Origin of the sequence: Moorena sp. SIO4G3 (assembly GCF_010692305.1) — a bacterium.
In the GTDB taxonomy this organism is placed as follows: domain Bacteria; phylum Cyanobacteriota; class Cyanobacteriia; order Cyanobacteriales; family Coleofasciculaceae; genus Moorena; species Moorena producens_A.
Map to the genome: position 1 here is coordinate 1 of NZ_JAAHIG010000121.1, position 22,265 is coordinate 22,265.

The 22,265-nt window shown below is 43.2% G+C and carries 27 protein-coding genes, 1 tRNA gene and 1 pseudogene; 22 read left to right on the forward strand and 7 right to left on the reverse strand.

What is annotated here, in order from left to right; genetic code table 11:
• Window positions 1-99 precede the first annotated feature (99 nt).
• The 8 genes from F6J99_RS20970 to rfbD all read left to right on the forward strand — a co-directional run bounded on the left by F6J99_RS20970 (window position 100) and on the right by rfbD (window position 5,788).
• Window positions 100-627 (forward strand): hypothetical protein, encoded by a 528-nt coding sequence (locus F6J99_RS20970; RefSeq protein WP_293114960.1) that lies wholly within the window; start codon window positions 100-102, stop codon window positions 625-627.
• Between the two features lie 16 nt (window positions 628-643).
• Window positions 644-1,147 (forward strand): alpha/beta hydrolase, encoded by a 504-nt coding sequence (locus F6J99_RS20975; protein WP_365973802.1) that lies wholly within the window; start codon window positions 644-646, stop codon window positions 1,145-1,147.
• A gap of 41 nt (window positions 1,148-1,188) precedes the next feature.
• The gene (locus F6J99_RS20980; protein ID WP_293114962.1) at window positions 1,189-1,782 is read left to right on the forward strand and encodes an IS607 family transposase; all 594 of its coding nucleotides are present in this window, start codon (window positions 1,189-1,191) and stop codon (window positions 1,780-1,782) included.
• Window positions 1,783-1,813: 31 nt separating this feature from the next.
• On the forward strand, window positions 1,814-3,292 hold the full coding sequence (locus tag F6J99_RS20985) for a zinc ribbon domain-containing protein (protein WP_293114964.1): 1,479 nt from the start codon (window positions 1,814-1,816) through the stop codon (window positions 3,290-3,292).
• Between the two features lie 111 nt (window positions 3,293-3,403).
• On the forward strand, window positions 3,404-3,574 hold the full coding sequence (locus F6J99_RS20990) for a hypothetical protein (RefSeq protein ID WP_293114966.1): 171 nt from the start codon (window positions 3,404-3,406) through the stop codon (window positions 3,572-3,574).
• 359 nt (window positions 3,575-3,933) lie between these two features.
• Window positions 3,934-4,104, forward strand: a complete 171-nt coding sequence (locus tag F6J99_RS20995) for a hypothetical protein (RefSeq protein WP_293114968.1) — start codon at window positions 3,934-3,936, stop codon at window positions 4,102-4,104.
• 251 nt (window positions 4,105-4,355) lie between these two features.
• Window positions 4,356-4,901: a dTDP-4-dehydrorhamnose 3,5-epimerase gene (rfbC, locus tag F6J99_RS21000; RefSeq protein ID WP_293115010.1), complete on the forward strand. Its 546-nt coding sequence runs from the start codon at window positions 4,356-4,358 to the stop codon at window positions 4,899-4,901.
• The gene (gene rfbD, locus F6J99_RS21005; protein WP_293114970.1) at window positions 4,898-5,788 is read left to right on the forward strand and encodes a dTDP-4-dehydrorhamnose reductase; all 891 of its coding nucleotides are present in this window, start codon (window positions 4,898-4,900) and stop codon (window positions 5,786-5,788) included. Before rfbC ends, rfbD begins: the two co-directional genes overlap by 4 nt.
• Before the next feature lie 3 nt (window positions 5,789-5,791).
• Here rfbD and F6J99_RS21010 read toward each other — a convergent pair whose 3' ends face one another.
• Window positions 5,792-5,917 (reverse strand): hypothetical protein, encoded by a 126-nt coding sequence (locus F6J99_RS21010; RefSeq protein ID WP_293114972.1) that lies wholly within the window; start codon window positions 5,915-5,917, stop codon window positions 5,792-5,794.
• A gap of 3 nt (window positions 5,918-5,920) precedes the next feature.
• Between F6J99_RS21010 and F6J99_RS21015 the strand changes: the two genes are divergently transcribed.
• The 4 genes from F6J99_RS21015 to F6J99_RS21030 all read left to right on the forward strand — a co-directional run bounded on the left by F6J99_RS21015 (window position 5,921) and on the right by F6J99_RS21030 (window position 9,064).
• Window positions 5,921-6,094 carry a hypothetical protein gene (locus F6J99_RS21015; RefSeq protein WP_293114974.1) on the forward strand — a complete coding sequence of 58 codons (174 nt, stop codon included), beginning with the start codon at window positions 5,921-5,923 and terminating at the stop codon, window positions 6,092-6,094.
• 63 nt (window positions 6,095-6,157) lie between these two features.
• Window positions 6,158-7,231 (forward strand): glucose-1-phosphate thymidylyltransferase, encoded by a 1,074-nt coding sequence (locus F6J99_RS21020; RefSeq protein ID WP_293114976.1) that lies wholly within the window; start codon window positions 6,158-6,160, stop codon window positions 7,229-7,231.
• Between the two features lie 352 nt (window positions 7,232-7,583).
• Window positions 7,584-8,681 carry a dTDP-glucose 4,6-dehydratase gene (gene rfbB, locus F6J99_RS21025; protein ID WP_293114978.1) on the forward strand — a complete coding sequence of 366 codons (1,098 nt, stop codon included), beginning with the start codon at window positions 7,584-7,586 and terminating at the stop codon, window positions 8,679-8,681.
• 236 nt (window positions 8,682-8,917) lie between these two features.
• Window positions 8,918-9,064: a hypothetical protein gene (locus F6J99_RS21030; protein WP_293114980.1), complete on the forward strand. Its 147-nt coding sequence runs from the start codon at window positions 8,918-8,920 to the stop codon at window positions 9,062-9,064.
• A 218-nt stretch (window positions 9,065-9,282) separates the two neighbouring features.
• Here the strand turns inward: F6J99_RS21030 and F6J99_RS21035 are convergent, their stop codons facing one another.
• Window positions 9,283-9,441 carry a hypothetical protein gene (locus tag F6J99_RS21035; protein WP_293114982.1) on the reverse strand — a complete coding sequence of 53 codons (159 nt, stop codon included), beginning with the start codon at window positions 9,439-9,441 and terminating at the stop codon, window positions 9,283-9,285.
• A gap of 238 nt (window positions 9,442-9,679) precedes the next feature.
• On the opposite strand from F6J99_RS21035, the gene F6J99_RS21040 reads away from it, so the two are divergent.
• A complete protein-coding gene (locus F6J99_RS21040) occupies window positions 9,680-9,991 on the forward strand; it encodes a transposase family protein (RefSeq protein WP_293114984.1) in 312 nt (103 codons plus the stop codon).
• 199 nt (window positions 9,992-10,190) lie between these two features.
• Here F6J99_RS21040 and F6J99_RS21045 read toward each other — a convergent pair whose 3' ends face one another.
• Complete coding sequence (locus F6J99_RS21045) at window positions 10,191-10,313, reverse strand: hypothetical protein (protein ID WP_293114986.1); 123 nt, start codon at window positions 10,311-10,313, stop codon at window positions 10,191-10,193.
• Between the two features lie 585 nt (window positions 10,314-10,898).
• On the opposite strand from F6J99_RS21045, the gene F6J99_RS21050 reads away from it, so the two are divergent.
• A complete protein-coding gene (locus F6J99_RS21050) occupies window positions 10,899-11,861 on the forward strand; it encodes a hypothetical protein (RefSeq protein ID WP_293114988.1) in 963 nt (320 codons plus the stop codon).
• Here the strand turns inward: F6J99_RS21050 and F6J99_RS21055 are convergent.
• Window positions 11,849-13,108 carry a transposase gene (locus tag F6J99_RS21055; RefSeq protein ID WP_293114990.1) on the reverse strand — a complete coding sequence of 420 codons (1,260 nt, stop codon included), beginning with the start codon at window positions 13,106-13,108 and terminating at the stop codon, window positions 11,849-11,851. The two genes, F6J99_RS21050 and F6J99_RS21055, sit on opposite strands and share 13 nt — an antisense overlap.
• Here F6J99_RS21055 and tnpA (F6J99_RS21060) point away from each other — a divergent pair.
• The 3 genes and pseudogenes from tnpA (F6J99_RS21060) to F6J99_RS21070 all read left to right on the forward strand — a co-directional run bounded on the left by tnpA (F6J99_RS21060) (window position 13,022) and on the right by F6J99_RS21070 (window position 15,741).
• Window positions 13,022-13,581 (forward strand): annotated as a pseudogene (tnpA, locus tag F6J99_RS21060) (IS200/IS605 family transposase). The gene F6J99_RS21055 and the pseudogene tnpA (F6J99_RS21060) overlap by 87 nt on opposite strands.
• A gap of 178 nt (window positions 13,582-13,759) precedes the next feature.
• Window positions 13,760-14,305, forward strand: coding sequence for a hypothetical protein (locus F6J99_RS21065; RefSeq protein ID WP_293114992.1), 546 nt, complete (start codon window positions 13,760-13,762; stop codon window positions 14,303-14,305).
• Between the two features lie 2 nt (window positions 14,306-14,307).
• Window positions 14,308-15,741, forward strand: a complete 1,434-nt coding sequence (locus F6J99_RS21070; RefSeq protein ID WP_293114994.1) for a hypothetical protein — start codon at window positions 14,308-14,310, stop codon at window positions 15,739-15,741.
• A gap of 57 nt (window positions 15,742-15,798) precedes the next feature.
• Here F6J99_RS21070 and F6J99_RS21075 read toward each other — a convergent pair whose 3' ends face one another.
• Entirely contained in the window at window positions 15,799-17,184 is a 1,386-nt protein-coding gene (locus F6J99_RS21075; RefSeq protein ID WP_293114996.1) for a transposase, read from the reverse strand.
• A 62-nt stretch (window positions 17,185-17,246) separates the two neighbouring features.
• Between F6J99_RS21075 and tnpA (F6J99_RS21080) the strand changes: the two genes are divergently transcribed.
• Window positions 17,247-17,657 carry an IS200/IS605 family transposase gene (tnpA, locus tag F6J99_RS21080; protein WP_293114998.1) on the forward strand — a complete coding sequence of 137 codons (411 nt, stop codon included), beginning with the start codon at window positions 17,247-17,249 and terminating at the stop codon, window positions 17,655-17,657.
• A gap of 187 nt (window positions 17,658-17,844) precedes the next feature.
• Here the strand turns inward: tnpA (F6J99_RS21080) and F6J99_RS21085 are convergent, their stop codons facing one another.
• Window positions 17,845-18,030 (reverse strand): hypothetical protein, encoded by a 186-nt coding sequence (locus tag F6J99_RS21085; RefSeq protein ID WP_293115000.1) that lies wholly within the window; start codon window positions 18,028-18,030, stop codon window positions 17,845-17,847.
• Between the two features lie 242 nt (window positions 18,031-18,272).
• On the opposite strand from F6J99_RS21085, the gene F6J99_RS21090 reads away from it, so the two are divergent.
• A complete protein-coding gene (locus F6J99_RS21090) occupies window positions 18,273-18,431 on the forward strand; it encodes a hypothetical protein (protein WP_293115002.1) in 159 nt (52 codons plus the stop codon).
• A gap of 328 nt (window positions 18,432-18,759) precedes the next feature.
• Window positions 18,760-19,917, forward strand: a complete 1,158-nt coding sequence (locus F6J99_RS21095; protein ID WP_293115004.1) for a mechanosensitive ion channel domain-containing protein — start codon at window positions 18,760-18,762, stop codon at window positions 19,915-19,917.
• A gap of 473 nt (window positions 19,918-20,390) precedes the next feature.
• On the opposite strand, the gene F6J99_RS21100 is transcribed toward F6J99_RS21095, so the two are convergent.
• Window positions 20,391-20,462, reverse strand: a tRNA-Val gene (locus tag F6J99_RS21100).
• A 60-nt stretch (window positions 20,463-20,522) separates the two neighbouring features.
• Here F6J99_RS21100 and F6J99_RS21105 point away from each other — a divergent pair.
• On the forward strand, window positions 20,523-21,131 hold the full coding sequence (locus F6J99_RS21105; RefSeq protein WP_293115006.1) for a metal-binding protein: 609 nt from the start codon (window positions 20,523-20,525) through the stop codon (window positions 21,129-21,131).
• A gap of 122 nt (window positions 21,132-21,253) precedes the next feature.
• Complete coding sequence (mazG, locus tag F6J99_RS21110; protein ID WP_293115008.1) at window positions 21,254-22,093, forward strand: nucleoside triphosphate pyrophosphohydrolase; 840 nt, start codon at window positions 21,254-21,256, stop codon at window positions 22,091-22,093.
• The last annotated feature ends 172 nt before the right edge of the window (window positions 22,094-22,265 follow it).

Below are 22,265 nucleotides of genomic sequence, written 5' to 3' on the forward strand. Positions count from 1 at the left end.
GTGGAGCCTTTATAGTTAGCAGGTTATGCAGAAAAGGGTTAAATATTTGTTAATAAGGCTCCACTATCTTACGGTAACTTCAAACCATGAGCAACTGCCGTGGTTTCCCCCATGAGCGACTGCATCAAGACAAGGCTCCACTATCCTTACGGTAACTTTGAGACGCCCACCTTTCAGGTAGGGCGCGGGGCTACCGCTCAAAAGCTCACCGTCAATCATCAAACTCCAACCTACCCTAAAACGGACGCCTGGGCAAAAACAACCTCCAACCCTTCAACCTCCCAACCTTGGCCTATTGGCCACGCAATCGCGTTCAACCTCCCAACCTTGGCCTATTGGCCACGCAATCGCGTTCAACCTCCTAACCTTGGCCTATTGGCCACGCAATCGCGTTCAACCTCCCAACCTTGGCCTATTGGCCACGCAATCGCGTTCAACCTCCTAACCTTGGCCTATTGGCCACGCAATCGCGTTCAACCTCCCAACCTTCCAAAGCCTATTGCTTGTGAAACTCAATCGATTGAGCCGACGAAAATTTATATCTCAAAGTTTAGGAGCTCTGGGAATAACTCTGTTATCGACTGCTTGCCGAAAAGCTTACAATTCTCAAGAGATAATCTACTCTGATTCTGGAGATAAATCTTTGTCACTGAAGTATATTAACGTTCCCCCTGCCAACAACCAACCACCAACTGGATTAATTGTCTGCTTACATGGCTTTGGAGCCAACTCCCAAGATTTGGTATCTTTGGCTGAGGCGCTAAACTTACCAGACTATCAGTTTCTATTTGCTGAAGCTCCCTTTGACCATCCTGCTGTACCTGGGGGTAAAATGTGGTATGACTTAAATGTCCCCGGCTATCAAGGCTTAACCGAAAGCAGACAGAAGCTGATTGATTGGCTCAAATCCCTGGCCTATTGGCCACGCTACGCGAACGAAGGCAGCACTGGCGTGCCCCTATCCCGCACCATTCTGAGTGGATTTTCCCAAGGCGGAGCCATGACATTAGATGTAGGGTTAACCTTGCCAATAGCAGGCTTAGTATCCATGAGTGGCTATTTACATAGGGAACCCCAACCTCCTACAGGCTCGTCATTACCACCCATTTTGATAGTTCATGGCAGACACGTGATTAGATGCCGTTAAAACGATATAATACGGGATAAAACAGTATTTAACGGACACCAATGTATCTCACCCCAATTGAAGCCCAGGAAAAATTTGGATATCACCCCAGGACCTTGGCTAGATGGGCAGAAGCCGGAAAGATCGAATTTATCAAGTCACCTGGAGGGCATCGTCGTTATTTGGCAAGTTCGATAGAGCAACTGATAGATGGAGTGGATTCTCGATCTATCGTTCTTTACGCCAGAGTGTCTACCAGGTCTCAGTTAGAGGACTTAACCTCTCAAATCGAGTATTTAGGTCGGAACTACCCAAATTGTCGGTGCTATTCAGAGTATGGATCTGGGTTGAATTTCAAACGCAAGAAATTTATCAACTTAATGGAAAAAGTCGCAGAATCAGAGATTAAGACCATCGTGATCGCTCACAAAGACAGACTTTGTCGATTTGGATTCGACTTTGTGGAGTGGTTTTGCTCTCTCCACAAATGCCAGATAGTGGTTTTGAATAACACTTACAAGTCCCCCCAGCAGGAATTAATGGATGATTTTATGTCTATAATGCACTGCTTCAGTTCAAAACTTTACTTTCTTCGTCGCTACGAAAAAGACATTAAGTCTACCGTCGATAAGATGGACAAGACGGATAAAACGTGATATAATCGACTGATACCACTAAGATCTAGCGATGCCCAAACAAAAGAAAACAGGAGCAGCAAAGAAACTATCGACTCAGGTCGTCCCCGTTATAGGGATGACGGAGTCAGTTAAAACTGAATTGCTGTCTACCATGAAAAAACTGGGTGTCGTTAGATCTGAGTCCTACAACAAACTAGGAAGCATAAACTATTGGGGCATCGACTGGAAGAAATCATTTAGAGAAGTTAGGACTTTTAGAAATCCTGAGTCATTAGGGCTTCCTTCTAAACTGATGGATTGGGCAGTTTGTGATGTCGCCAAAGCGATCTCAGCACAACAAGCTGCCTGCATTGAAGAAGTAGTAAAAAAGATCTACCGGAGATTTCCCGGTACAGAGAATAAGTCTAAACGGAAAGAGTTGTGCAAACAGCTTAAGACTTTAGCTTTCCTGGATAGTTCCCTACTTCACCGCTGGGTAAGAAAAGAATATCAACGTGGACATTCCTGGGTCAGAAATCAAATAGTTTACCAGTCACCTGGTTACAAATGCAAAAGGCTTTCCCGCAACACTTACCAATTGGAATTAGCTGGACTAAACAGGGGCAAAAGGAACAAGATCGTTGTCAAATCTAACCGCAAGATAAAGGGTCAAATCCGACTGATCTACAACCAACTTCTGCAAAGATTTGAGGTTCACTTTCTGGTAGATCATGGCACCATTGAAATACCAGCTGAACGTCGGAGCATTGGGGTAGATAAGGGCTATACCGAGGCTTTCTATGATTCAGACGGCCAGGCTCACGGTAAAGGATTGGGAAAGGTTACCACAAAGAAGTCAGATCGTATTTGTGCCAAGAACCGTAATAGAGGAAAACTTTGGGCACTTCACAGAAAACTAGAAAAGATAGATCCAGCTAAGTCAGCTAGGATTCTAAAAAATAACCTAACCAGAAAAACCGAAAATCGCCGTTATAGACAAAACCCAACTGAATTGGCGGCGATCATAGGAGCAGCTTCTAAGTCTCTTTTTGACGGGGAGTCATTAAAAGTTTTTGCAGAAGATTTAACACAACCAATTAAGAATAAGCGCCAGTCCAAGGCTATGTCTCGCAAACTGAATAGTTGGATGAAAGGAAAAATGCGAGATTCTTTACAGAAATGGGCTAATTGGACTGGCTCGGTTGTAACAGAAGTCCAGCCTAGCTACACGTCGCAAGTTGACTCCGTAACTGGAACCCTGTTAGGGAAAAGGAGCGGGGACAACTTTACCAGATTTAATGGGGTCGTGTTGCAGGCTGACCACAATGCTGCATTGAACATCCTTGCTCGCGGTACCGACAAGGAAATTACTCGGCATATGACCAGAGGAGAAGTTCAAGCAGTGTTATTGCGTCGTACTGCGCGTTACTTAGAAGGTATGGGACTGAGTCTACTTGATGCGGTTGAGCTTGATTGGCTTGACCCAAAACATAGAAAGACTCAGGCTTTCAAGCAACTCCTCCACGTGACTGGAGGAACGTCTAGATAGACGAGTGGGTGGCTTGACTCCAATTGCCGTATAACCACTCCTCACTCAGACAACAATAAAATGTACCTTGACTGTTCTGTATCGATTTGTTCGATTTATTACGGTTTAAGAGTGTCACAAGACGAGGTTGTACCGTTAATGGCTGCTCACCATGCTAGAGACACTCTAACTGGTTTAGGGATACAGGTCAAGTATCAAGAATTTGACATGGGACATCAAATCATCCCAGAGGTAGTAGTGCTATTTCGTAATTTTGTTATTCAACTAATGGCTAATCGGTAATCTGTTCGCGTAGCGTGACCGTTCGCGTAGCGTGGCCAATAGGCCAAGGTCAAGGACTTTTAGCTAATTTAATTTTTTCGATTCCGAAATCCTGATAACAATTAGAAACTCAGTAGAATACAAAAGTTTGTCAGATTAAGCCTAGAGCCATCTTCTTCATCTGGTCATCCCTCCCTTTCTACACAACTAGGTGTAGTCTACTTGAGTGCAGACTACTAGCATCCCTATTCTTCAGCGATTTTGTTTTATAGCAGTCGAAGTAAAGCTTAAGACATATTCGGTACATCTTCAGGTGCGACCCGTGGCGGATTTAATGCGCCAAGTAAGAGCGCACCTATAAAAGTTGTTTGACCTGATGGGTGGAACGGGCATCTTGGTGGAACGGGCATCTTGGTGGAACGGGCATCTTGGTGGAACGGGCATCTTGGTGGAACGGGCATCTTGGTGGAACGGGCATCTTGGTGGAACGGGCATCTTGGTGGAACGGGCATCTTGCCCGTTTCAATTCCCAGGCGGACTTTCCCAATTAGGCGAGGAGACGCGGAAAATAAGCGTGAGCCAGCCCCTTACGTACCCTACACAACTACTACTAAAAATCCCTATATAGTTAATTAACTCTTGCCTTTTGCCTTTCCCTAAGGAATTTTGTTCACAACTTAAATAGAAACGCTATATTTCACAAAAAGTTTACAAAGTATTGAAATTCTTTCAGTGTAGATAACACAAACTTGATGAGGAGTTGGTCACTTTAATACGCTTCGCTAATCAACCAGATAACTCTATGAACGTTATTGAAACCAAAATACCGGAAGTCTTAATTCTTGAACCCCGCGTCTTTGGTGATGACCGTGGTTTTTTCTTTGAAAGCTACAACAAACGAGTTCTAGCAGATAAAGCTGGGATCACCGCTGAGTTTGTCCAGGATAACTATTCCCGTTCAGCCCAAGGAGTGCTTCGAGGATTACACTACCAGATTCAGCAGCCCCAAGGTAAATTGGTGCGGGTTTTACTGGGGACTGTATTTGATGTGGCAGTGGATATCAGAAAAAGCTCCCCGACCTTTGGACAGTGGGTTAGTTGTTTGCTGAGTGCAGAAAATAAACAACAAATCTGGATTCCGGCTGGATTCGCTCACGGATTCCTGGTGGTCTCTGAATTCGCTGAAGTTTTATATAAGACTACCGACTTCTACGCTCCTGATCACGAGCGGACTATTTTGTGGAATGACCCTGACCTAGCCATTCATTGGCCTCTGAGCGACTCTCCTAGTCTGTCGGCTAAAGATCAAGCGGGTAAGTCTTTCAAAACAGCCGAGGTTTTTTCATGAAAAAAATCTTACTCACTGGCATCACTGGACAAGTGGGTCAAGAGTTACAACATACTCTGAGTCCCCTAGGCCAAGTAATCGGTGTGGGGCGCTCGGATATGGACTTAGCTGAGCCGGAGAGTATTCGTCAGGTAATCCATCATATTAAGCCTGACGTGATTGTCAATGCAGCGGCTTACACGGCTGTGGATAAAGCAGAGACAGAACTGGCATTGGCTAAATCGATAAATGCTGTTGCTCCGACCATCATGGCAGAGGAAGCTCAGAATTTAGGGGCGATCCTGCTCCATATTTCCACTGACTATGTGTTTGATGGCAAAAAAAATACTCCTTACACAGAGCAAGACACTCCTAACCCCATCGGTTCCTATGGTCAGTCGAAACTGCAAGGGGAAGAAGGGGTACAGCAAAAATGCGATCGCAATCTCATCCTGAGGACTGCTTGGGTTTACGGTACTCGTGGTCATGGCAACTTTGTCAAAACCATGTTACGACTAGGGGCTGAGCGAGAAGAGCTTCGGGTGGTAGCGGATCAAGTGGGTACTCCTACCTGGGCTAAGGATATAGCAGTAACTATTACTCAACTTTTGCAAGCAATGGATTCTAATCCAATGCTAGGAGGAATCTATCACTTCACCAACAGTGGCGTCACTAGTTGGTATGACTTTGCCGTTGCCATCTTTGAAGAAGCCAAACTCCTGGGCTTCCCCTTAAAATTGCAGCGAGTTGTTCCAATTACTACTCCAGAATACCCCACCCCGGCTCAGCGTCCAGCTTACTCAGTTCTCTCAAACCAGAAAATATCCCAAACCTTGGGAAGCTATCCGCCCCATTGGCGTCAATCCTTGAGGCAAATGTTAGCAGAACTTTATCACAAGCTTGGGTAATTGCTATAAGCATAGGGAGTAGGTAGTAGGGAATCGGGAATCGGGAATCGGGAATCGGGAATCGGGAATCGGGAATCGGGAACAGGGAACAGGGAACAGGAAACAGGGAACAGGGAATAGGAAAAACATCCTGTGTACCTGATTACTATGAGAAGCGCTATAGTTCAAGTTCAACCTGCTAACCTTGGCCTATTGGCCACGCTTCGCGAACAACCTGCTAACCTTGGCCTATTGGCCACGCTTCGCGAACAACCTGCTAACCTTGGCCTATTGGCCACGCTTCGCGAACAACCTGCTAACCTTTAACCTTCAACCTTAATAATTCATATTTCATATTTCAGACTTTATAGTGAGGATTTTATATAGCTTATGAAAGCACTAATTCTTTCTGGGGGAAAAGGCACTCGTTTACGTCCCCTAACTTATACTGGTGCCAAACAGTTAGTACCTGTTGCCAATAAACCAATTTTGTGGTATGGGCTTGAAGGGATTATCGCTGCTGGTATTACTGATATCGGTATTATTATCAGTCCTGAAACTGGGGAAGAAGTTAAGGCTAAAACAGGAAATGGCGATCGCTTCGGAGCCAACATTACCTATATCCTCCAAGACCAACCCTTAGGACTTGCCCACGCCGTTAAAGTGGCCCAACCCTTTCTGGGAGATTCTCCTTTTGTAATGTACTTGGGAGACAACTTGGTTCAAAGTGAGCTGAACTTATTTGTAGAAAATTTCCAGAACAAAAATCTGGATGCCCTTACCCTGCTACGGGAGGTAGAAAATCCTACGGCCTTTGGTGTTGCCAAAGTCGATGAATTTGGCCGAGTGTTGCAGCTAGTAGAAAAACCCAAAGTTCCTCCTTCTAATCTCGCACTGGTAGGTGTTTACTTATTTTCTCCTATTATCCATCAAGCAATTGCTAACATCCAGCCTTCTGCTAGAGGAGAACTGGAAATTACCGATGCGATTCAATACTTGATTGATCAGCAAAAAAATGTAGAAGCTTTTAAACTCAAAGGTTGGTGGCTGGATACTGGGAAAAAAGATGACTTACTAGCTGCTAACCAGATTATTCTAGATACTTGTCTAGAATCTGATGTTGATGGTGAAATTGACTCCGAAAGTCAAATTAGCGGACGGGTAAAGATTGGTAAGGGGTCTTATATTACTAATTGTACCATTCGTGGTCCAGTTACCATTGGTGAAAACTGCCATCTGGAAAACTGCTTTATTGGTCCATATACTAGCATTGCTGACCAAGCTACTCTAGTAGATGCTGACATTGATAATAGCGTGATTCTAAAAGGTGCTAAATTAACGGGAATTCATCAACGAATTGTTGATAGTTTAATTGGAGAAAGAGCTCAAGTTAAAGCTGCACCCCAACATCCAAAAGCCTTACGATTCATGATTGGTGATGACTCACAAGTTGAACTAACTTAAGGAAAGCATTTAGCGGTCAGCGGTCAGCGGTCAGCGGTCAGCTGAAAATAAATCTTGTTCGCGTAGCGTGGGCATCGCGCAAACGATCGAATTTAATAATTCGATATTAATCAGAATTGAAGGTCTGGGTAAAAGCCCTTGGCCAAAGCTTACCTCTTGTATTCAAAAGCACCTCAAGTAGTGTGGCAAGAGGCCAAGGGCTGATAGCTGATAGCACCTCAAGTAGCGTGCGCGTAGCGCTTAAGCTGATAGCTGATAGCACCTCAAGTAGCGTGCGCGTAGCGCATTAGCTGATAGCTGAATGCTTACTTTTATACTAACCCACTGAAGCACTAACCCACTCAAACTAATCATGAATTCTTCTGAACAAAAATCCCTGACTACTAGACAACCTCGCCAATTACTAGTAACAGGTGGTGCAGGATTTATTGGCTCCAATTTTGTTCATCACTGGTGTGAACAGTACCCAGGCGATCGCGTGGTGGTACTGGATGCTCTAACTTATGCTGGCAACCGCCAGAATCTAGCCGGTCTGGAAGAGAAAGCCAATTTGCGGTTTGTCCAGGGAGACATATGCGATCGCACTCTAGTAGACCGCCTGCTCCAGGAAGAAAGCATCGACACTGTCGCCCACTTTGCTGCTGAATCCCATGTTGACCGCTCCATTTTAGGACCTGATGCCTTTATCCGCACTAATGTGGTCGGTTCCTTCACTCTACTAGAGTCCTTCCGGCAACAATGGCAAAATCAAGGACAACCAAGGGATTATCGCTTCCTCCATGTTTCCACGGATGAAGTGTATGGCAGTCTAAGTGCTGATGACCCAGCCTTCTGTGAAACCACACCCTATGCCCCCAACAGTCCCTATTCTGCTTCCAAAGCTGGCAGTGATCATCTTGCCCGGGCTTATTACCATACCTATGGGGTCCCCACTATTATCACTAATTGCTCCAATAACTACGGACCCTACCATTTTCCAGAAAAATTAATTCCCCTGATGTGCATCAACATCCTGTTGGGCAAATCTCTACCAGTCTACGGGGATGGACAAAATATTCGAGATTGGCTCTATGTGGGTGATCATTGCCGTGCTTTAGATGTGGTGATTCACAAAGGTCAACCAGGAGAAACCTATAACATTGGTGGCAATAATGAAGTTAAAAATCTTGACCTAGTTCACCAGATTTGCGAGCTGATGAATGAATTAGCCCCTGATCTACCGGTCGCTCCAGCCCAACAGTTAATTACCTTTGTAAAAGACCGCCCAGGCCATGACCGTCGCTATGCTATTGATGCGACTAAAATTAAAACTGAACTGGATTGGGAACCAACAGAAACCCTAGCAGGTGGACTACGTAAAACCATTGAGTGGTATCTAAGCAATCGGGATTGGTGGCAACCATTGTTATCCCAAGAGTATCAAGCTTATTATCAGAAAGTTTATGCGTAGAAGGGTTAAGGCTTGAGTACCTTGTCCTAGGTTTTAGGGAGTAGGGAGTGTCAGCTATCAGCTATCAGCTATCAGCTATCAGCTATCAGCGATTAGCGCACGCGTGCGCGTTCAGCTATCAGCTATCAGCTTATGTGCAATCGGTGCTTTTGAATAAAATAAGCTGAAGGCTGAAGGCTGAAGGCTGAAGGCTGAAGGCTGAAGGCTGAAGGCTGAAGGTTTACTAGGGAGTAGCGATGCAGTGTGGTCAAGACCGCGCTGCATCGCTTTTTCATAACACCAAAAAATCCTTCAAGCTCTTTCCTACTGTTACCTGTTGCTATGAGCCGCTGTTCCCTATTCCCTATTCCCTGTTCCCTGTTCCCTTTTGGGGAAAGGGATAAACTATCAAATTTTCTATCATCATATTTTTTTTTATCCAAGCTTTATCTAGTTAAAGCTTTAGTTAATTGTTATTAAAATTTATAAATTTTATCTGAGTTATATCTAAACTGATAATCGAGACAATTAAGCAATCACTACCAAGAGTTTATTTAACTCTTAATTACTTACATCCAGCTTAAAACTATTGGTATTCGATATGTCAGTTTATGGTGTTCCCTTAGTCAAGAGATCTATAGCATTTCCAAATATAGCATTTCTCAATTCGGTGAGGTATAAAGTTCTCGGTTTTAGGGAGCAGGGAGCTTGGGAGCTTCAGAGCTTCGGAGCAGGGAGTAGGGACGGAGCGCGATCGCAATCCTATTTGAATGCTTAACAATGACCGTTTTTACTCAACACTATTTTCTTTAGACGTATTTTTATCCCAGGGCCATTTCATTCTCATAAAACCAAATAAATGCTAGACTTACAGGCTAAACCAGTGTTTCATGAGTTCCCATGGGTTTGCCACCCCCACCTGCCCCTAAAATCTTACTTCCAAGCCTTCCCCCAGAAGAGTTAAACCCTGAGCGTCCATACGATCTTGGAAGCCTTTGTCGATATTCCAGATGGCCGCAATGCTTCCGGGAAACGGCATCAACGAGCGCCTGTGTCTAGCCCTGTTTACCCTGGCTATCGCGGCTGGGAATCGAGGATTTCTAGCGATCGGTGACTGGCTCACTAGCTATCGGGAGGAGCTCATTGAACTATTTGATCCCCCTTTGGGCCGACTTCCTTCGTACAGTACGATTCGTCGTGTTCTGCTGAGCCTAGACTATCAGCAGTATTCTGCGGCCTTGGCCCGTTTCTTTGGTATTGAACCCAAGCCTGGAGAAACCAAAGCCATTGATGGTAAAGTCCTACGAGGCTCGTACCAACGTTCTTGGTGATAATCCCGATTCTCCACCTCACCGAGCGATTATACTAGTGAGCGCTTATCTGGTTGAGCGAGGTTTGATTCTAGAACCGAACCCATGTCAATAGCAAAAGCAACGAAATCAAAGCAATGCCTGAATTTATCAAGCAACTGGCTGAGGCGGGTGTCGTCTTTGCTTTTGATGCGATTAGTACTCAAAAAAAACAGCTGAGTTAATCATTGAAACTGGAAACCACTACCTGGGTGCGCTCAAAGGCAATCAGGGCAATCTGTTCAAAAGCGTTAAAGCCCACTTTGTTGTCCAAAACAGTCACACTGACATAAGTATTGGGCATGGTCGTGTTGAGAAACGAGTTGTTAGCATCTGCACACAACTTAATAACATCAAGCCCTGGCCGGGGCTAAAAACCCTGATTCGAGTGGAAAGTGTTCGAAAATTCAAAAAGGGCAGACAACTTCGTTTGGAAACGGAAACACGCTCCGCATGTTGCTTCTTTCAAAGAATCTGCAGAGTCTTTTGCTCAGCGCATCCCTTGGATATTGGGGCGTAGAGATAATGGTTCATTATGTTCGCGATTTCACCCAGGGAGAAGATGCTTCACGCAAACGCAAGCATCAGTTACCTCAAATCTTTGCGGTTGCTCGTAACTTTGCACTCAATATCTATCGCTCTAATTACTTTTCAAATATGGCCCAGGCAGAGCGGCGGTGCAAGTTTGGACTAGACACACAAAGAGCGCATTTTTAGAATGAAATAGCCCTGTTTTTATCCTAAGGATTTAGGATTGCTAGATCAGTCTCAGATTGACATAGTATTCCATTGATTAGACTAAGTTCAAATATAACCAATTGATATCAAATCCGTTTGATTATTTTTATTTTATCGAGCCGCTGCTAAGTGGAGCAGTTTATAAAGCCCAATGATTATGAAAGAACCCTTAACTAAACTGAAATGGTCGAAATACCTAATTATTGCAGTAGCTGGATTCTTGATTCCTTTAATTTTAGTTTTTACGTCCTCTGCCGAGGAAGGATTAGCAAATTGTGTAGAGAAAGTATGTAGTAAAAAAGTACTGGACGATATAAGCAAATCACCGGAATGTTTAATCTATTTAATCAATAATCTTTGGGTGCTGATAGCAGGAATCTTAGTATTTGCTATGCAGCTAGGATTTGCCCTGCTAGAAGCAGGGTTTAGCCCCGCCAAAAACACCGTTAACGTACTGTTCAAGAATGTTGCTGATGTCTGTTTAGGGATAGTAGTATTTTTTCTGTTTGGGTATGCTATAATGTACCACCCTGAAACCTGTGCGACTAGTCCTGAATCAAACGAAATAGGTAAAAGAGTTTTAGAACTGAGAAGCTCCTATATTGCCTTAAACCAGGTGGTTACCAGAGCAGGAGCTGAACAGCTTACCAGAGAAGGAGCTCCACACTTGTCAGTTTACATAGACTTTTTCTTTCAGGCTGCTTTTGCTGCCACATCAGCAACTATCTGTTCCGGAGCTGTTGCTGGTCGCATCAAACCCCTGGCCTATCTTGTACTCACATTTATTATTACAGGCATAGTTTATCCAATCAGCGGGTCTTGGGTTTGGGGTGGTGGCTGGGTAGATAAATTCGAATTCCATTTCCATGACTTTGCTGGTTCTCTCGTAGTACATGCTGTTGGAGGAGCTGCTGCTTTAGCTTGCGTCATCATTTTAGGTCCGAGAAAAGGAAGGTTTGATGGTCGAGGTCAGCTATCCCCAAGAGAAGAAAGTGAGTTAAAGCCCCACAACTTACCCCTTGCTGCGATGGGGACTTTTATTTTGTGGCTTGGATGGTATGGCTTTAACGCAGGTAGTACTGTGACTACTCCCACATCAAATCAAAGATTATGATGTGGGCTTCTCAAACTCACGTATGAGACTTGCTGTTCCTCAATATCCTGTATTGATTTACCACAGCCATTGAGCGGCAGTCCGACCGCCATTAATCCACGATTTAAGATATTAATACCACTGTTCCAATCACGGTCAATTTTGACTTGACAACTGGAACAACAATGAACACGCTCACTCAAACTTTTTTCAACCCTAGAACCACAATTAAAGCACTCAATACTTGTCCCCCGTGGGTTGACTTCCTCGACTAACAAGCCGCGTTTGACCGCCACTGCTTGCAATATCTCCAGAAATGCACCCCAAGCTGCATCATGTATTGATTTGGCTAACTTAGTTCGAGCAAGTCCTTTGATGTTTAAGTCTTCGTGAGCAATTAAGTCGTACTTATTACACAACCAATGAGCAACCTGATAATGAAACTCCTTTCGACAACGGGTTAAATGAAGGTGCAATAAAGCCACTTTGTGCTTGGCTTTTTTCCAGTTTTTAGTACCCTTGACACGACGGGACATAACTTTTTGCGCCTGAGCTAGCTTGTCCTGAGCTTTTCTGTAAAACTTCGGAATAGATACCGCTTCCCCGTCAGATGTGGTTAAGAATTTTTCCAAGCCAACGTCAATACCGACAGCAGTTTTAACTGAATCTATAGGCAGTATTTCAGGAACTGTATCATCTTTCATTGAAAGGCAACAGTACCAACCATCTGCCTTCCGAACAATAGTACATTGTTTAAGGGTAAAACCTCTAGGTAATGGTCGGTGCATTATGACGGGCATCGATCCAATTCGACTTAGTTTTAAAACGCCGTCAATTAAATGTGCCCCAGCCTTAGAACTATTTACCCTAGGAAAAACAAACGAGCGAAGTTCGCCAGTCTTTTTGAAACGAGGTCTACCTCCACGTTTACCGCTAGCATCAGGTTTCCGCCATCTATCCCACGCCTTGTTAAGGCGTTGTAGATTCACCTGTTGAGTTTCTGCATAGATTTTTTTGTACTCAGGAAACAAACGTTTCGTTTCCTTGAGAGCTGCTTGTTGGGTGTAATAGCTGACCGGTTCTGGAATTTCACCAATCGGCTCACTTACTAAACTACATCTATCAATCGGAGATCGAGTCCGATGAAGCCAATTAAGTCGTTGTCCCAAAGCGTAATTCCAATGACGACGCAGAAGTTCAAGCCACCACTCCATAGTGGCGATTTGTTCAGGACTTGGCTTGAACCGGTAGCAGTAAGTGAGTATCATGGTTTTATTGTAGCATTTATCCCATAGTTATGAAAGGTAACTACACAAAAAAAACCGGTGGAGCTATCGTCTTACTGTACATATTGTACTAGTAACAAAGTACAGATGACAAGTCATATCATATCAAATTTTGATGTGGCCTACGGCCTCCGCTGCGCGAACAGGTTAAAGCAAATTTGCTCTGACACTTGTGTTAAATGGGACTGTAACCTAGTAGAATTTAACGGAGAGAAAGATCACATTCACTTACTTGTTGACCTTAACCCTAAAGTCGCTCCAGTTAAACTAATAGCACATATCAAGACTGTGATTAGTAGATTAATTCGTTACTGATTTTCTGATTACTTAAAACGGTTTTACACCAGACAAAAAGGTTTTCACCGACAGGATATTATTTTGTAGCCTCTTGTGGCGGCGTAACGATTGAGCAACTAAAGAGTTATGTCCACGGGCCAGAATACCCCGTCAGGTAATTCCCCGGAGACGAAACCTTAGATAGGGTCGCCTTTATAGTTAGCAGACTATGCAGAAAAGGGTTAAATCTTTTTTAATAAGGCGACCCTATCTTACGGTAACTTCGGCGTAGCCGACGCTTCGCGAACAAACCCGCTAACATGCGCGGGTATAACGGGAGACCCCTTACCTGTTTAGTTGGATTTTTCACCAGACTCTGTAGGGAAGATTGTATTAAACACAAGTCTCGCTGGCTGTGCTAGCGCCTTGGCTGTCATAGCCTGGAGGTGGTTCAATAACGCTCGCAAAGTTGACCTCTCAACTATCCTCAACGGCATCTTGGGGGGTCTGGTAGGAATAACAGCTTCCTGTGATGTGGTGGAGCCACTTGAATCTTTATTCATAGGAATAATTTCTGGGGGAATTGTGATTTGGGGTGTTTATTGGTTGAGCGAAAATAAAATCGATGATGCTGTTGGTGCTATTCCCGTACATTGCTTTTGCGGTATTTGGGGAGGACTGGCTACTGGTGTATTTGCCCACGGCATTGATAGCATTAATTTCGTTACGCAATTATTAGGTTCATTTCTAATCCCTTTATGGTCATTCATAGTAGTATTTGTGGTGTTAAAAGGATGGGATGATAGATTCGGAATCAGAGTATCCCAAGAGACAGAAAAATCTGGATTAGATTGGCATGATCACGGACAAATAGCTTATATATCCTTGGAGAAGAAGGAATAAAAATGAATAAAAACGAAATGAACGTAAAAGCTAAGGAACTAAAGTCAGAACTAGAAAAATTTAATTACGATAACTTTGCGAATAAAAATCCTAAAACAGGATACTGGCAGTCCTTGACAAGTAAGTTTAAGGAATTTATAGAAGAAAAATTAAAACCTTTAGTAAATGAAGCATCGAATAAATTTCCAAATCAACGGATAGATGAACCTTTTCGCAAAGGGATAGAAATCTTGGATGTTAGACGAAAGCCAGTAAACTCGAATGATTTTGACAAAGGAAAAGCATACTTTTTAAAGTGTATTGAATATATTGTAGCAAATACTACACCAGAAACAAGACCAGCAAACATAGCTATGCAAGCAATTCCTACTAAAAATCAACCTCAGAAAATATTTGTATCTTATTACAGTGAAGAAGTTTTGACGCAAATTCAGACTATTTTCAGTGCATTAGATGCACTATATGGCGAGATGGTAAACCTAGTAGAATATATACCTCTCAAGCAGTTCAATAGCTTAGAAGCGGTTAGTACGAGAATTCAGGATATTAATTCTTGTTCTAGTGCAATCATTTGTCTGCCATTAGACCAATCATCTGAACAATTAAATACTCTAGCTTATATCGATTTAGGAGCATGTATGGCTCTTTTTCCTGAGCGAACTCTCCTGATATATGAAGCAGGTGATCTGCCATACAGCTTAGCGAGCAAAGTAGAAACTTTCAAGTTTTTGGGTAATTTAAATTTTCAAACAGGACTAGAACTATCTCGTAAAATTTTGAACATCTTACAAACAGGTGCCTGGCCTGATCATAGGGAAGAGATGACAGACAAAGTGTATAGCGAAGAACTTACATCTTTATCTCAAGATGCTTTGCTACCTTTGATTCAAGAAAAAGATAATTTAATTAATCTTTTAATTAGACAAGTAGAAACAGCGCTACAGCGTCCGAGTTTTTATACACACACAAATGTTAAAGAGGTAGGTACTATGACTAACAATCCTGGTGGATTTTCTGTAAGTGGTTCTGTAGGCGGTGATATCCACAACCAACAAGGTGACAACAATCTGCAAGGTGACAATAACACTCAAATAATCCAAGGTCAAGGTGCTGGATCAAACGAAGAACAGCTAACCAAAGAGCAGGTTATTGAGTTGTTAGCAAAACTCGACAAGCTGGTTCGAGGAGCAGAACTGCCAGAAGATACCAAAGAAGAGGCAACCATGTATCTTGGTGCTGCCAAAAAAGCGACGGAAAAAGAAGAACCGAAGAAGGAAACAGCACTCGCCAACCTAGAGAGTGTAGCAGAAACTCTCGAAACAGCGAGTAAGACGGTTGATGCGGGTAAAAACATCTGGGACAAAGCCAAGCCTATCATCCTTAAGGTGGCAGGTTGGTTAGGTGCTGCTGCTGGTTCTTACCTTCTGGGTCTGTAGAATTGATTCCTGTGTGACGCACTCCTACACCAACCTTAAAGGTATGGTGTAGGCTTCTCAAGAAGCGAAGAAGTGTTCGTGCCGTCTTTCAGGATAGACACGATTTGCTTCGTGGTAAATCGCGTCCATATCGCCAGATACGACTAGTTTCCCACTACGCCGTTTTATACTTGGGAAAACGCCCAGCCCAAGTCGTTTTAGGTTGATTGCGGCATTTACATCGCGATCAACTAAAACCTTTTCAACCGGATCATAGTATTCTCTGATCGAACAGTCGGTAAATATTATTTCGTTCCGATAACTCAGAATCATTGACGAATACGCCGGTTTCTGTTTTATGATCACTGCTCCAGCTTTTGAGGCTATGTAGTCCAGTGTAGTTAGAAATTCACCAAAAGCTGCATCTTGCCATGACTTATTCAGTCCAGACTTAGCAGATTGACCATTTGGCAAGTAAGTTCCGTCGGCAGATCTTTTTGGTTTGTTTCGTCTTGTCAAGCCTTTAAGGTTTAAGTTCTCAGGGAAAAATACTTTCTTCCCTGTCTTGACTAATTCGTGAGCTAAGTTGTACCGATGGTCTTTTCTTGTTCTGGCAATCTTTTGGTGAATTCTAGATTCACGTTTTGCTAATTTTCGACGAGGTCTAGAACCTTTTCTTTTCGATGATTTCTTTTCTGATACGACCTTGAGTCTTGGTAGGGATTTGCGAAGGGATTTGGCTGATTTGTATTTTTGGTTTTCTGATGTAGCAATATAGTTATCACCCTCTAGTACCGCATCTAGGCCGAGCGAGTTATCCCAAGTAGGAATGACTTGTTCTGTTTTGATCTCAGGAACTGTTGGATCTTCTATGGTTAGATTTATATACCAACCATCAGCTTTTTTAGTTAGACTGACACGCTTCAAGATAGCACCAGCAGGTATTGGTCGGTGCATCCGAACTTTTAGCATTCCAAGCTTGGGAAGTTTGATATAAAGCCAGTCCTTACGAATAAGATGGATCCACTTTGGTTTAACCATTGCGAATACCATTGTCCGGTAACTAGACTGGTTTTTAAAACGTGGTTTTCCACTCCGCAAACCTTTAATGTCCCCATAAATATAACGCTTAAAAGCGTCATCAGCCCTCTTACAAACATCCTGTAAAACTGTTGAGTCTAGCCGAGTAAAATCCAGGAGTTCGCCACTGTGAATTACTTTGACTAAGTCTTTTTTGAGTCTAGGTAAGTCAGACGGCTGGCTGTATCTACTTGGTTTGTCTCTCAATTCAGCCAAGGAACAAATCAAAGGACAGGCATTAACATAATTTCTATTATTTTTCCACCAATCAAAGCGATCGCCTAATTGACGGTTATACCAATAACGACATATGCGAAGCCAATAATTAGCTTCAATTTTTTGTCCTTGTGTTAGATAAACCCTGTACTGAATTGTTGACTTCATCTGACTTACCATGCTTCGACCTGTTATTACTATAATAGCAGGATAGTTAATTAGTGTCAACTATGAAGTACGACAATATACACCGAGCAAGGGGAGTTTCAAACCTAAAAGCTCATTTAGTGTTAGTTCCTAAATACCGACGAAAAGTTTTCACGGGAGAAATGTTAGATCGTTTGGAATCAATATTTTTAACCTTGATGTCCAAGTGGGAAGGTGGTTTAGTTGAGTTTAATGGAGAGGCGGATCACGTGCATATATTGATCCAGTACAATCCTCAGACTCAACTAAGCAAACTTATCAACAACCTCAAGACCGTTTCTAGCCGGTATCTACGCAAAGAATTTCCAGAACAAGTTAATAAGTATTATTCAAGAGAAGCATTCTGGACTGGTGGCTATTTTGTTGCTAGTTGTGGAGGTGTTACTGTTGAGCAACTCAAAGAATATGTTCAAAACCAAGATAGACCTAAATAAACTCAGTCATTCTTGTTTGGCAATGGGGCGTCGAACCCCATTGCCAAACCTGGCTTTCATCCCACACTAAGTCTTGACTATAGTGTGGGAATTCCCGCCGAGTTAGTTAAAGCGCCATAGTTTAGGAATTTCCATAACGCTATCTTGGTCCTTGTGGTAGCCTCCACAAGGGCACTTTTTCCTATTTTTATACACCTCCTATACCTCCCATATATCCCACAAAAACCTTTCTTTCCCTATTCCCGTCTTGATGCAGTCGCTCATGGGGGAAACCCCCAAGACCGCGCTGCATCGCTATTCCCTGTTCCCTGTTCCCTTTTGGGGAAAGGGATAAACTATCGATTTTTATATCATCATATTTTTTTTTATCCAATCTTGATATAGTTAAAGTTTTAGTTAGTTTGCCGTAAAAATTATAAATTTTAGCTGAGTTAGATATAAACTAATAGTCGAGACAATAATTAAGGACTAACTACTAAGAGTTATTTTAACTATTAATTACTTAATTTTCGGTTAAAACTATGAAGACTCGATAGGTTATTTGATGGTGTTATATTTTGAATAGTTAAGAGGTAAATCATTACTTATTTAAGTCTAGCAATCCGTGTACAAATTGTGATAATTTTTATTCCCTATTACCTATTGCCTACTCCCTATTGCCTACTCCCTGCTATCTATTCCCTCTTCCCTGTTTCCTTTGCTATAGCTCGATTCTTGATTCCTTTAATCCTAGTTTATACGTCCTCTTACTTAAGCAATTACTACGTTAATTGATAATACATTTATGATCAGTATTATTACTACAGTATTATTACTATAGTTGGTGTTGAGTTTTTTAGATTATACTGAGATGTCTTACCTTTAACTAAAAGCTAATAACTTATTAGTTAAGATTCATGGAACACAAATTATTATCTACATTGATAAAACCTCGACTAGTTATTAGCTAAACACAGTAACTAATAACTAGTATTTAACTCACCTGCTATTCGAGCCAACTTTACCTATTATTAACTAGTTTTGTCCTAGTGCAATATCTAAGTTTAAGAACCAGTGCAACTAGGTAAATGGAGCTCTCTGCTGTTCTATTTTAGTCAAAACTATGGAAAACCTTATCAACTTAATCAAAGAAAGAATATTTGATTCCGACTTCCAGCTGGGCAACATCCCTGTTTCCACAATACTTATTATGGTGGTCATCCTCTTCCTTACCCAAATATGTCGAGGTTTGTTCACTGCCATAATCATTGACAGAATCGAGCGTCTGACTAGCGCTACAGAAAGCACCCTAGACGATGAGTTTATTAAGATTCTGAGGGCACCATTAGGCTGGCTAATTTGGCTGGCTGGACTATGGCTAGTACATAGTGTTGTGGCAAGCCATCTTAGTCCTGAACAGAATCAGAAAATCCCCGAGATGCTCTTTGTCAGCGCTCTGTTCATTGTCACCTATATTCTTTACCGTGCTGCTCCACTACTGGGGGAGGTGCTAGCCGGATTGGCGGCACACACTGAAACTGAACTGGACGATTTGTTCGTCCCCTACTTCCCAAGGCTTTTTCAGACAGCGGCAATCCTGATTGCTGTGATTAAAGCCAGTGAGATTTTGTTGGGGGCATCTGCCGGTGCACTGATCGGTCTAGTCGGTGGCGCAGGTGTCGCCTTAGGTTTGTTATTGAAAGACATTATCTATGACTGGTTTTGTACGGTGATTATCTACGCTGATGGTCTCTATAAACCCGGTGACTGGGTAGGAGTTGACGGAGTCAATGGTTTTGTTCAGATCGTCAGTATTGGTCTGAGAAGTACACAGCTTCGTCTGACTGAGTGGGGTTCTATCAAAAAAGTTCCCAATTCTAAAATGATTGCTGGAGTTGTGGAAAATTGGTCCCAGAAGACTGGCGATACCTTTGAGTGGGGCATAAATTTAACTCTGAAAGTTGATGGGATTTCGGCTGAGCAAACTAGCCGAATTTGTCAGGCTATTGAAGAAAAAATTCCCTATATCGATGGCTTGCACAAGCAGAAACTGTTAGTTTTATTTTCCCACATTGAAGAGAATGCTCGTGTGATTATAGTTAGGGTATTTGTGATTGATCCCAACCTCTACTTTGCTGCCCAGCAAAACTTGAATCTAGCCCTATTAGAAATCCTGGAAAAAGAGGAGATTGATCACCTGCATGTTGAGCTGGAAAAGCAACTTCAAGACTACAAACAGGTGAAGCAGAATGGCTCTCCCAGTGTGGCTATGATAATTTAGTGTTCAGCCGTCAGCCGTCAGCCGTCAGCTAAAAGCTCACGCGTGCGCGTTCAGCCGTCAGCCGTCAGCTATCAGCCTTAGCTATGATGGTAATCAACGGGAGGTAGTAAACAAGCTTACAAGTTCCTACGGCTGGCTGGTTGAAAATCCCTGCTCGTTTTACTGATCCGACCCCGTGCAGTTCTCGCGTCTGCTAGCACCTCAAGTACCGTGCGCGTAGCGCATTAGCTGACAGCTGAATGCTTACTTTCTTACCTCCTGGGTCTGTAGAATTGATTCTTGTTGAAAGGGCGATAGTTTAGGAATTTCCATAAAACCATCTCCCTCCTTGTGGTAGTATCCACGAGGGCACTTATTCGTATTTCTATTTCTATATCCAATAACCCCTACTGCTGCAAACTCCAACTTCTGTAGGTACCTAGGCTTAACCGGTACCAAGAACCTTGGAGTTTAAACTTGGCATTCAACGGAGATGGGCAGTACTGGATTCGAACCAGTGACGTCCTGCTTGTAAGGCAGGCGCTCTACCGCTGAGCTAACCGCCCGTATGCAATACTTACTTACTATAGCATATTTTTCCAAAGACGACAACAACTATAAAAAATATGTCCTCTGGCTATATACATGATCGCATAACCTTGTGGAGTTTGCCAGTAGTCACGGTTTTGAGCTTGGTAGTAACCCGGAGTAGTGATTTGACCTTGATTGTAGCTGGAGGCTTCCTGTTCGGTGGCTTGATGTTCAGCCCTGACTTGGATCTATACTCTCGACCCTTTAAGCGTTGGGGCTGGTTGCGCTGGATTTGGATTCCTTATCAGAGGATGGTGCCTCACCGTTCTATTTTTTCTCATGGACCAGTGATTGGGACAATTTTGCGACTGCTTTATCTAGCGAATTGGATCGTCTTGTTTGGGGGTGTGGGATTGCTGGTGTTTCAGCTATTCCAGGATGAACCAGATCGTTGGCTGGAGCTGATTCAAGGGCTGGGGGGTAGGGTGTGGGAATATCGTACCTGGTTGATGGCCTGTGTGGTGGGATTGGAGTTGGGTGCGATCGCGCATTTTGTCAGTGATTGGGGAAGTTCGGCTTATAAGCAGTTTAAAAAAGGGGGGATCACGGGGTTATGGTCTCCCAAGCAAGGGAGGAGCAAGGGCAGGGGTGCTGGTAAGACTAAACCACAAAGACGCAAAGCAGGCAAAGGCAAGAGGAGTTAGATGTGATTGGCCTACGGCCACGCTACGCGAACGGGTTTTCCAGTATCACTAGCCCGTTAAAATTTGGCATTAGTGGTGGATTTGGTTAAGAATAATTAAGTCGCGTTTCGCTTTTCGGTTTTATGTCTAGTTCCCCGGAACAAGCTCAGCCAGTTGATCAGGTGTCGATGTTGGCCGCTTTGCAAGAGTTGATTGATGTAGTAGCCAGATTGCGATCGCCTGAGGGTGGTTGTCCTTGGGATTTGGCTCAGACCCCTCAGTCCCTAATTCCTTATGTGATTGAAGAAGCTTATGAGGTAGTGGATGCGATTCGGAGTGAGAATCAAAATGCGATCGCAGAGGAGTTGGGTGATTTGTTATTGCAGGTAGTTCTGCAAGCTCAGATTAGTAGTGAGCAAGGTCAGTTTACCTTGACCGAGGTAGCTCAGGGGATTACTCAAAAGCTAATCCGCCGTCATCCCCATGTGTTCGGTGATGTCGAGGTTGATAATGTCGAGGAGGTGCGTCAAAACTGGGAGGACATTAAGGCAGCAGAGAAAGGAGAAACCGTTGCGGATAAGCAATTATTGAGTCGTAAACTGAGTCGCTATAGTAAAACCCTTCCCCCTCTAATGGCTGGGATGAAGATATCGAAAAAAGCCGCTAGTGGTGGGTTTGAGTGGGATAATGTTGAGGGAGTTTGGGATAAGTTTCAGGAAGAATTGGCTGAGTTTGAACAAGCACTTGAACAGGATGATAAAGCCCACCAGGAAGCAGAATTGGGAGACGTACTGTTTACTCTGATTAATATTGCGCGTTGGTATGACCTTGACCCTTCAGCTGCTTTGCAGGGAACTCAGACAAGGTTTATTGAAAGGTTAGCCCAAGTGGAAGCATTGGCTGAGCGCCCACTGTCTGATTACACCTTAGATGAGTTGGACGCTCTGTGGCAAAAAGCTAAAGCAATCTTGGCTCAGAAGTAGGGTTTCCCTAGAAGCATTCAGCACAAGAAAAGACCCACGCTTAGAAGTAGAAAGTGGGTATTCAAGCAGACTTAATATCACAGGGGGTATAGCCCCACACCCCCAAGCTCCGGAAAAAGGTTACAAATATAAACAATAGCCATTACCCTATAGTCTAATGTTGGCTCCAGCA

What these genes read in the sequence shown, in the direction of transcription:
- F6J99_RS21040 (WP_293114984.1), top strand. Translation starts at nt 9,680, where the DNA reads ATGCTTCCGGGAAACGGCATCAACGAGCGCCTGTGTCTAGCCCTGTTT.
- rfbB (WP_293114978.1), top strand. Translation starts at nt 7,584, where the DNA reads ATGAATTCTTCTGAACAAAAATCCCTGACTACTAGACAACCTCGCCAA.
- rfbD (WP_293114970.1), top strand. Translation starts at nt 4,898, where the DNA reads ATGAAAAAAATCTTACTCACTGGCATCACTGGACAAGTGGGTCAAGAG.
- F6J99_RS21075 (WP_293114996.1), bottom strand. Translation starts at nt 17,184, where the DNA reads ATGAAGTCAACAATTCAGTACAGGGTTTATCTAACACAAGGACAAAAA.
- F6J99_RS21105 (WP_293115006.1), top strand. Translation starts at nt 20,523, where the DNA reads ATGTCCTCTGGCTATATACATGATCGCATAACCTTGTGGAGTTTGCCA.
- mazG (WP_293115008.1), top strand. Translation starts at nt 21,254, where the DNA reads ATGTCTAGTTCCCCGGAACAAGCTCAGCCAGTTGATCAGGTGTCGATG.
- F6J99_RS21030 (WP_293114980.1), top strand. Translation starts at nt 8,918, where the DNA reads ATGCAGTGTGGTCAAGACCGCGCTGCATCGCTTTTTCATAACACCAAA.
- F6J99_RS21045 (WP_293114986.1), bottom strand. Translation starts at nt 10,313, where the DNA reads ATGCCCAATACTTATGTCAGTGTGACTGTTTTGGACAACAAAGTGGGC.
- F6J99_RS21055 (WP_293114990.1), bottom strand. Translation starts at nt 13,108, where the DNA reads ATGATACTCACTTACTGCTACCGGTTCAAGCCAAGTCCTGAACAAATC.
- F6J99_RS21050 (WP_293114988.1), top strand. Translation starts at nt 10,899, where the DNA reads ATGATTATGAAAGAACCCTTAACTAAACTGAAATGGTCGAAATACCTA.
- rfbC (WP_293115010.1), top strand. Translation starts at nt 4,356, where the DNA reads ATGAACGTTATTGAAACCAAAATACCGGAAGTCTTAATTCTTGAACCC.
- F6J99_RS21020 (WP_293114976.1), top strand. Translation starts at nt 6,158, where the DNA reads ATGAAAGCACTAATTCTTTCTGGGGGAAAAGGCACTCGTTTACGTCCC.
- F6J99_RS20980 (WP_293114962.1), top strand. Translation starts at nt 1,189, where the DNA reads ATGTATCTCACCCCAATTGAAGCCCAGGAAAAATTTGGATATCACCCC.
- F6J99_RS21095 (WP_293115004.1), top strand. Translation starts at nt 18,760, where the DNA reads ATGGAAAACCTTATCAACTTAATCAAAGAAAGAATATTTGATTCCGAC.
- F6J99_RS21010 (WP_293114972.1), bottom strand. Translation starts at nt 5,917, where the DNA reads ATGTTTTTCCTATTCCCTGTTCCCTGTTTCCTGTTCCCTGTTCCCTGT.
- F6J99_RS20985 (WP_293114964.1), top strand. Translation starts at nt 1,814, where the DNA reads ATGCCCAAACAAAAGAAAACAGGAGCAGCAAAGAAACTATCGACTCAG.
- tnpA (WP_293114998.1), top strand. Translation starts at nt 17,247, where the DNA reads ATGAAGTACGACAATATACACCGAGCAAGGGGAGTTTCAAACCTAAAA.
- F6J99_RS21070 (WP_293114994.1), top strand. Translation starts at nt 14,308, where the DNA reads ATGAATAAAAACGAAATGAACGTAAAAGCTAAGGAACTAAAGTCAGAA.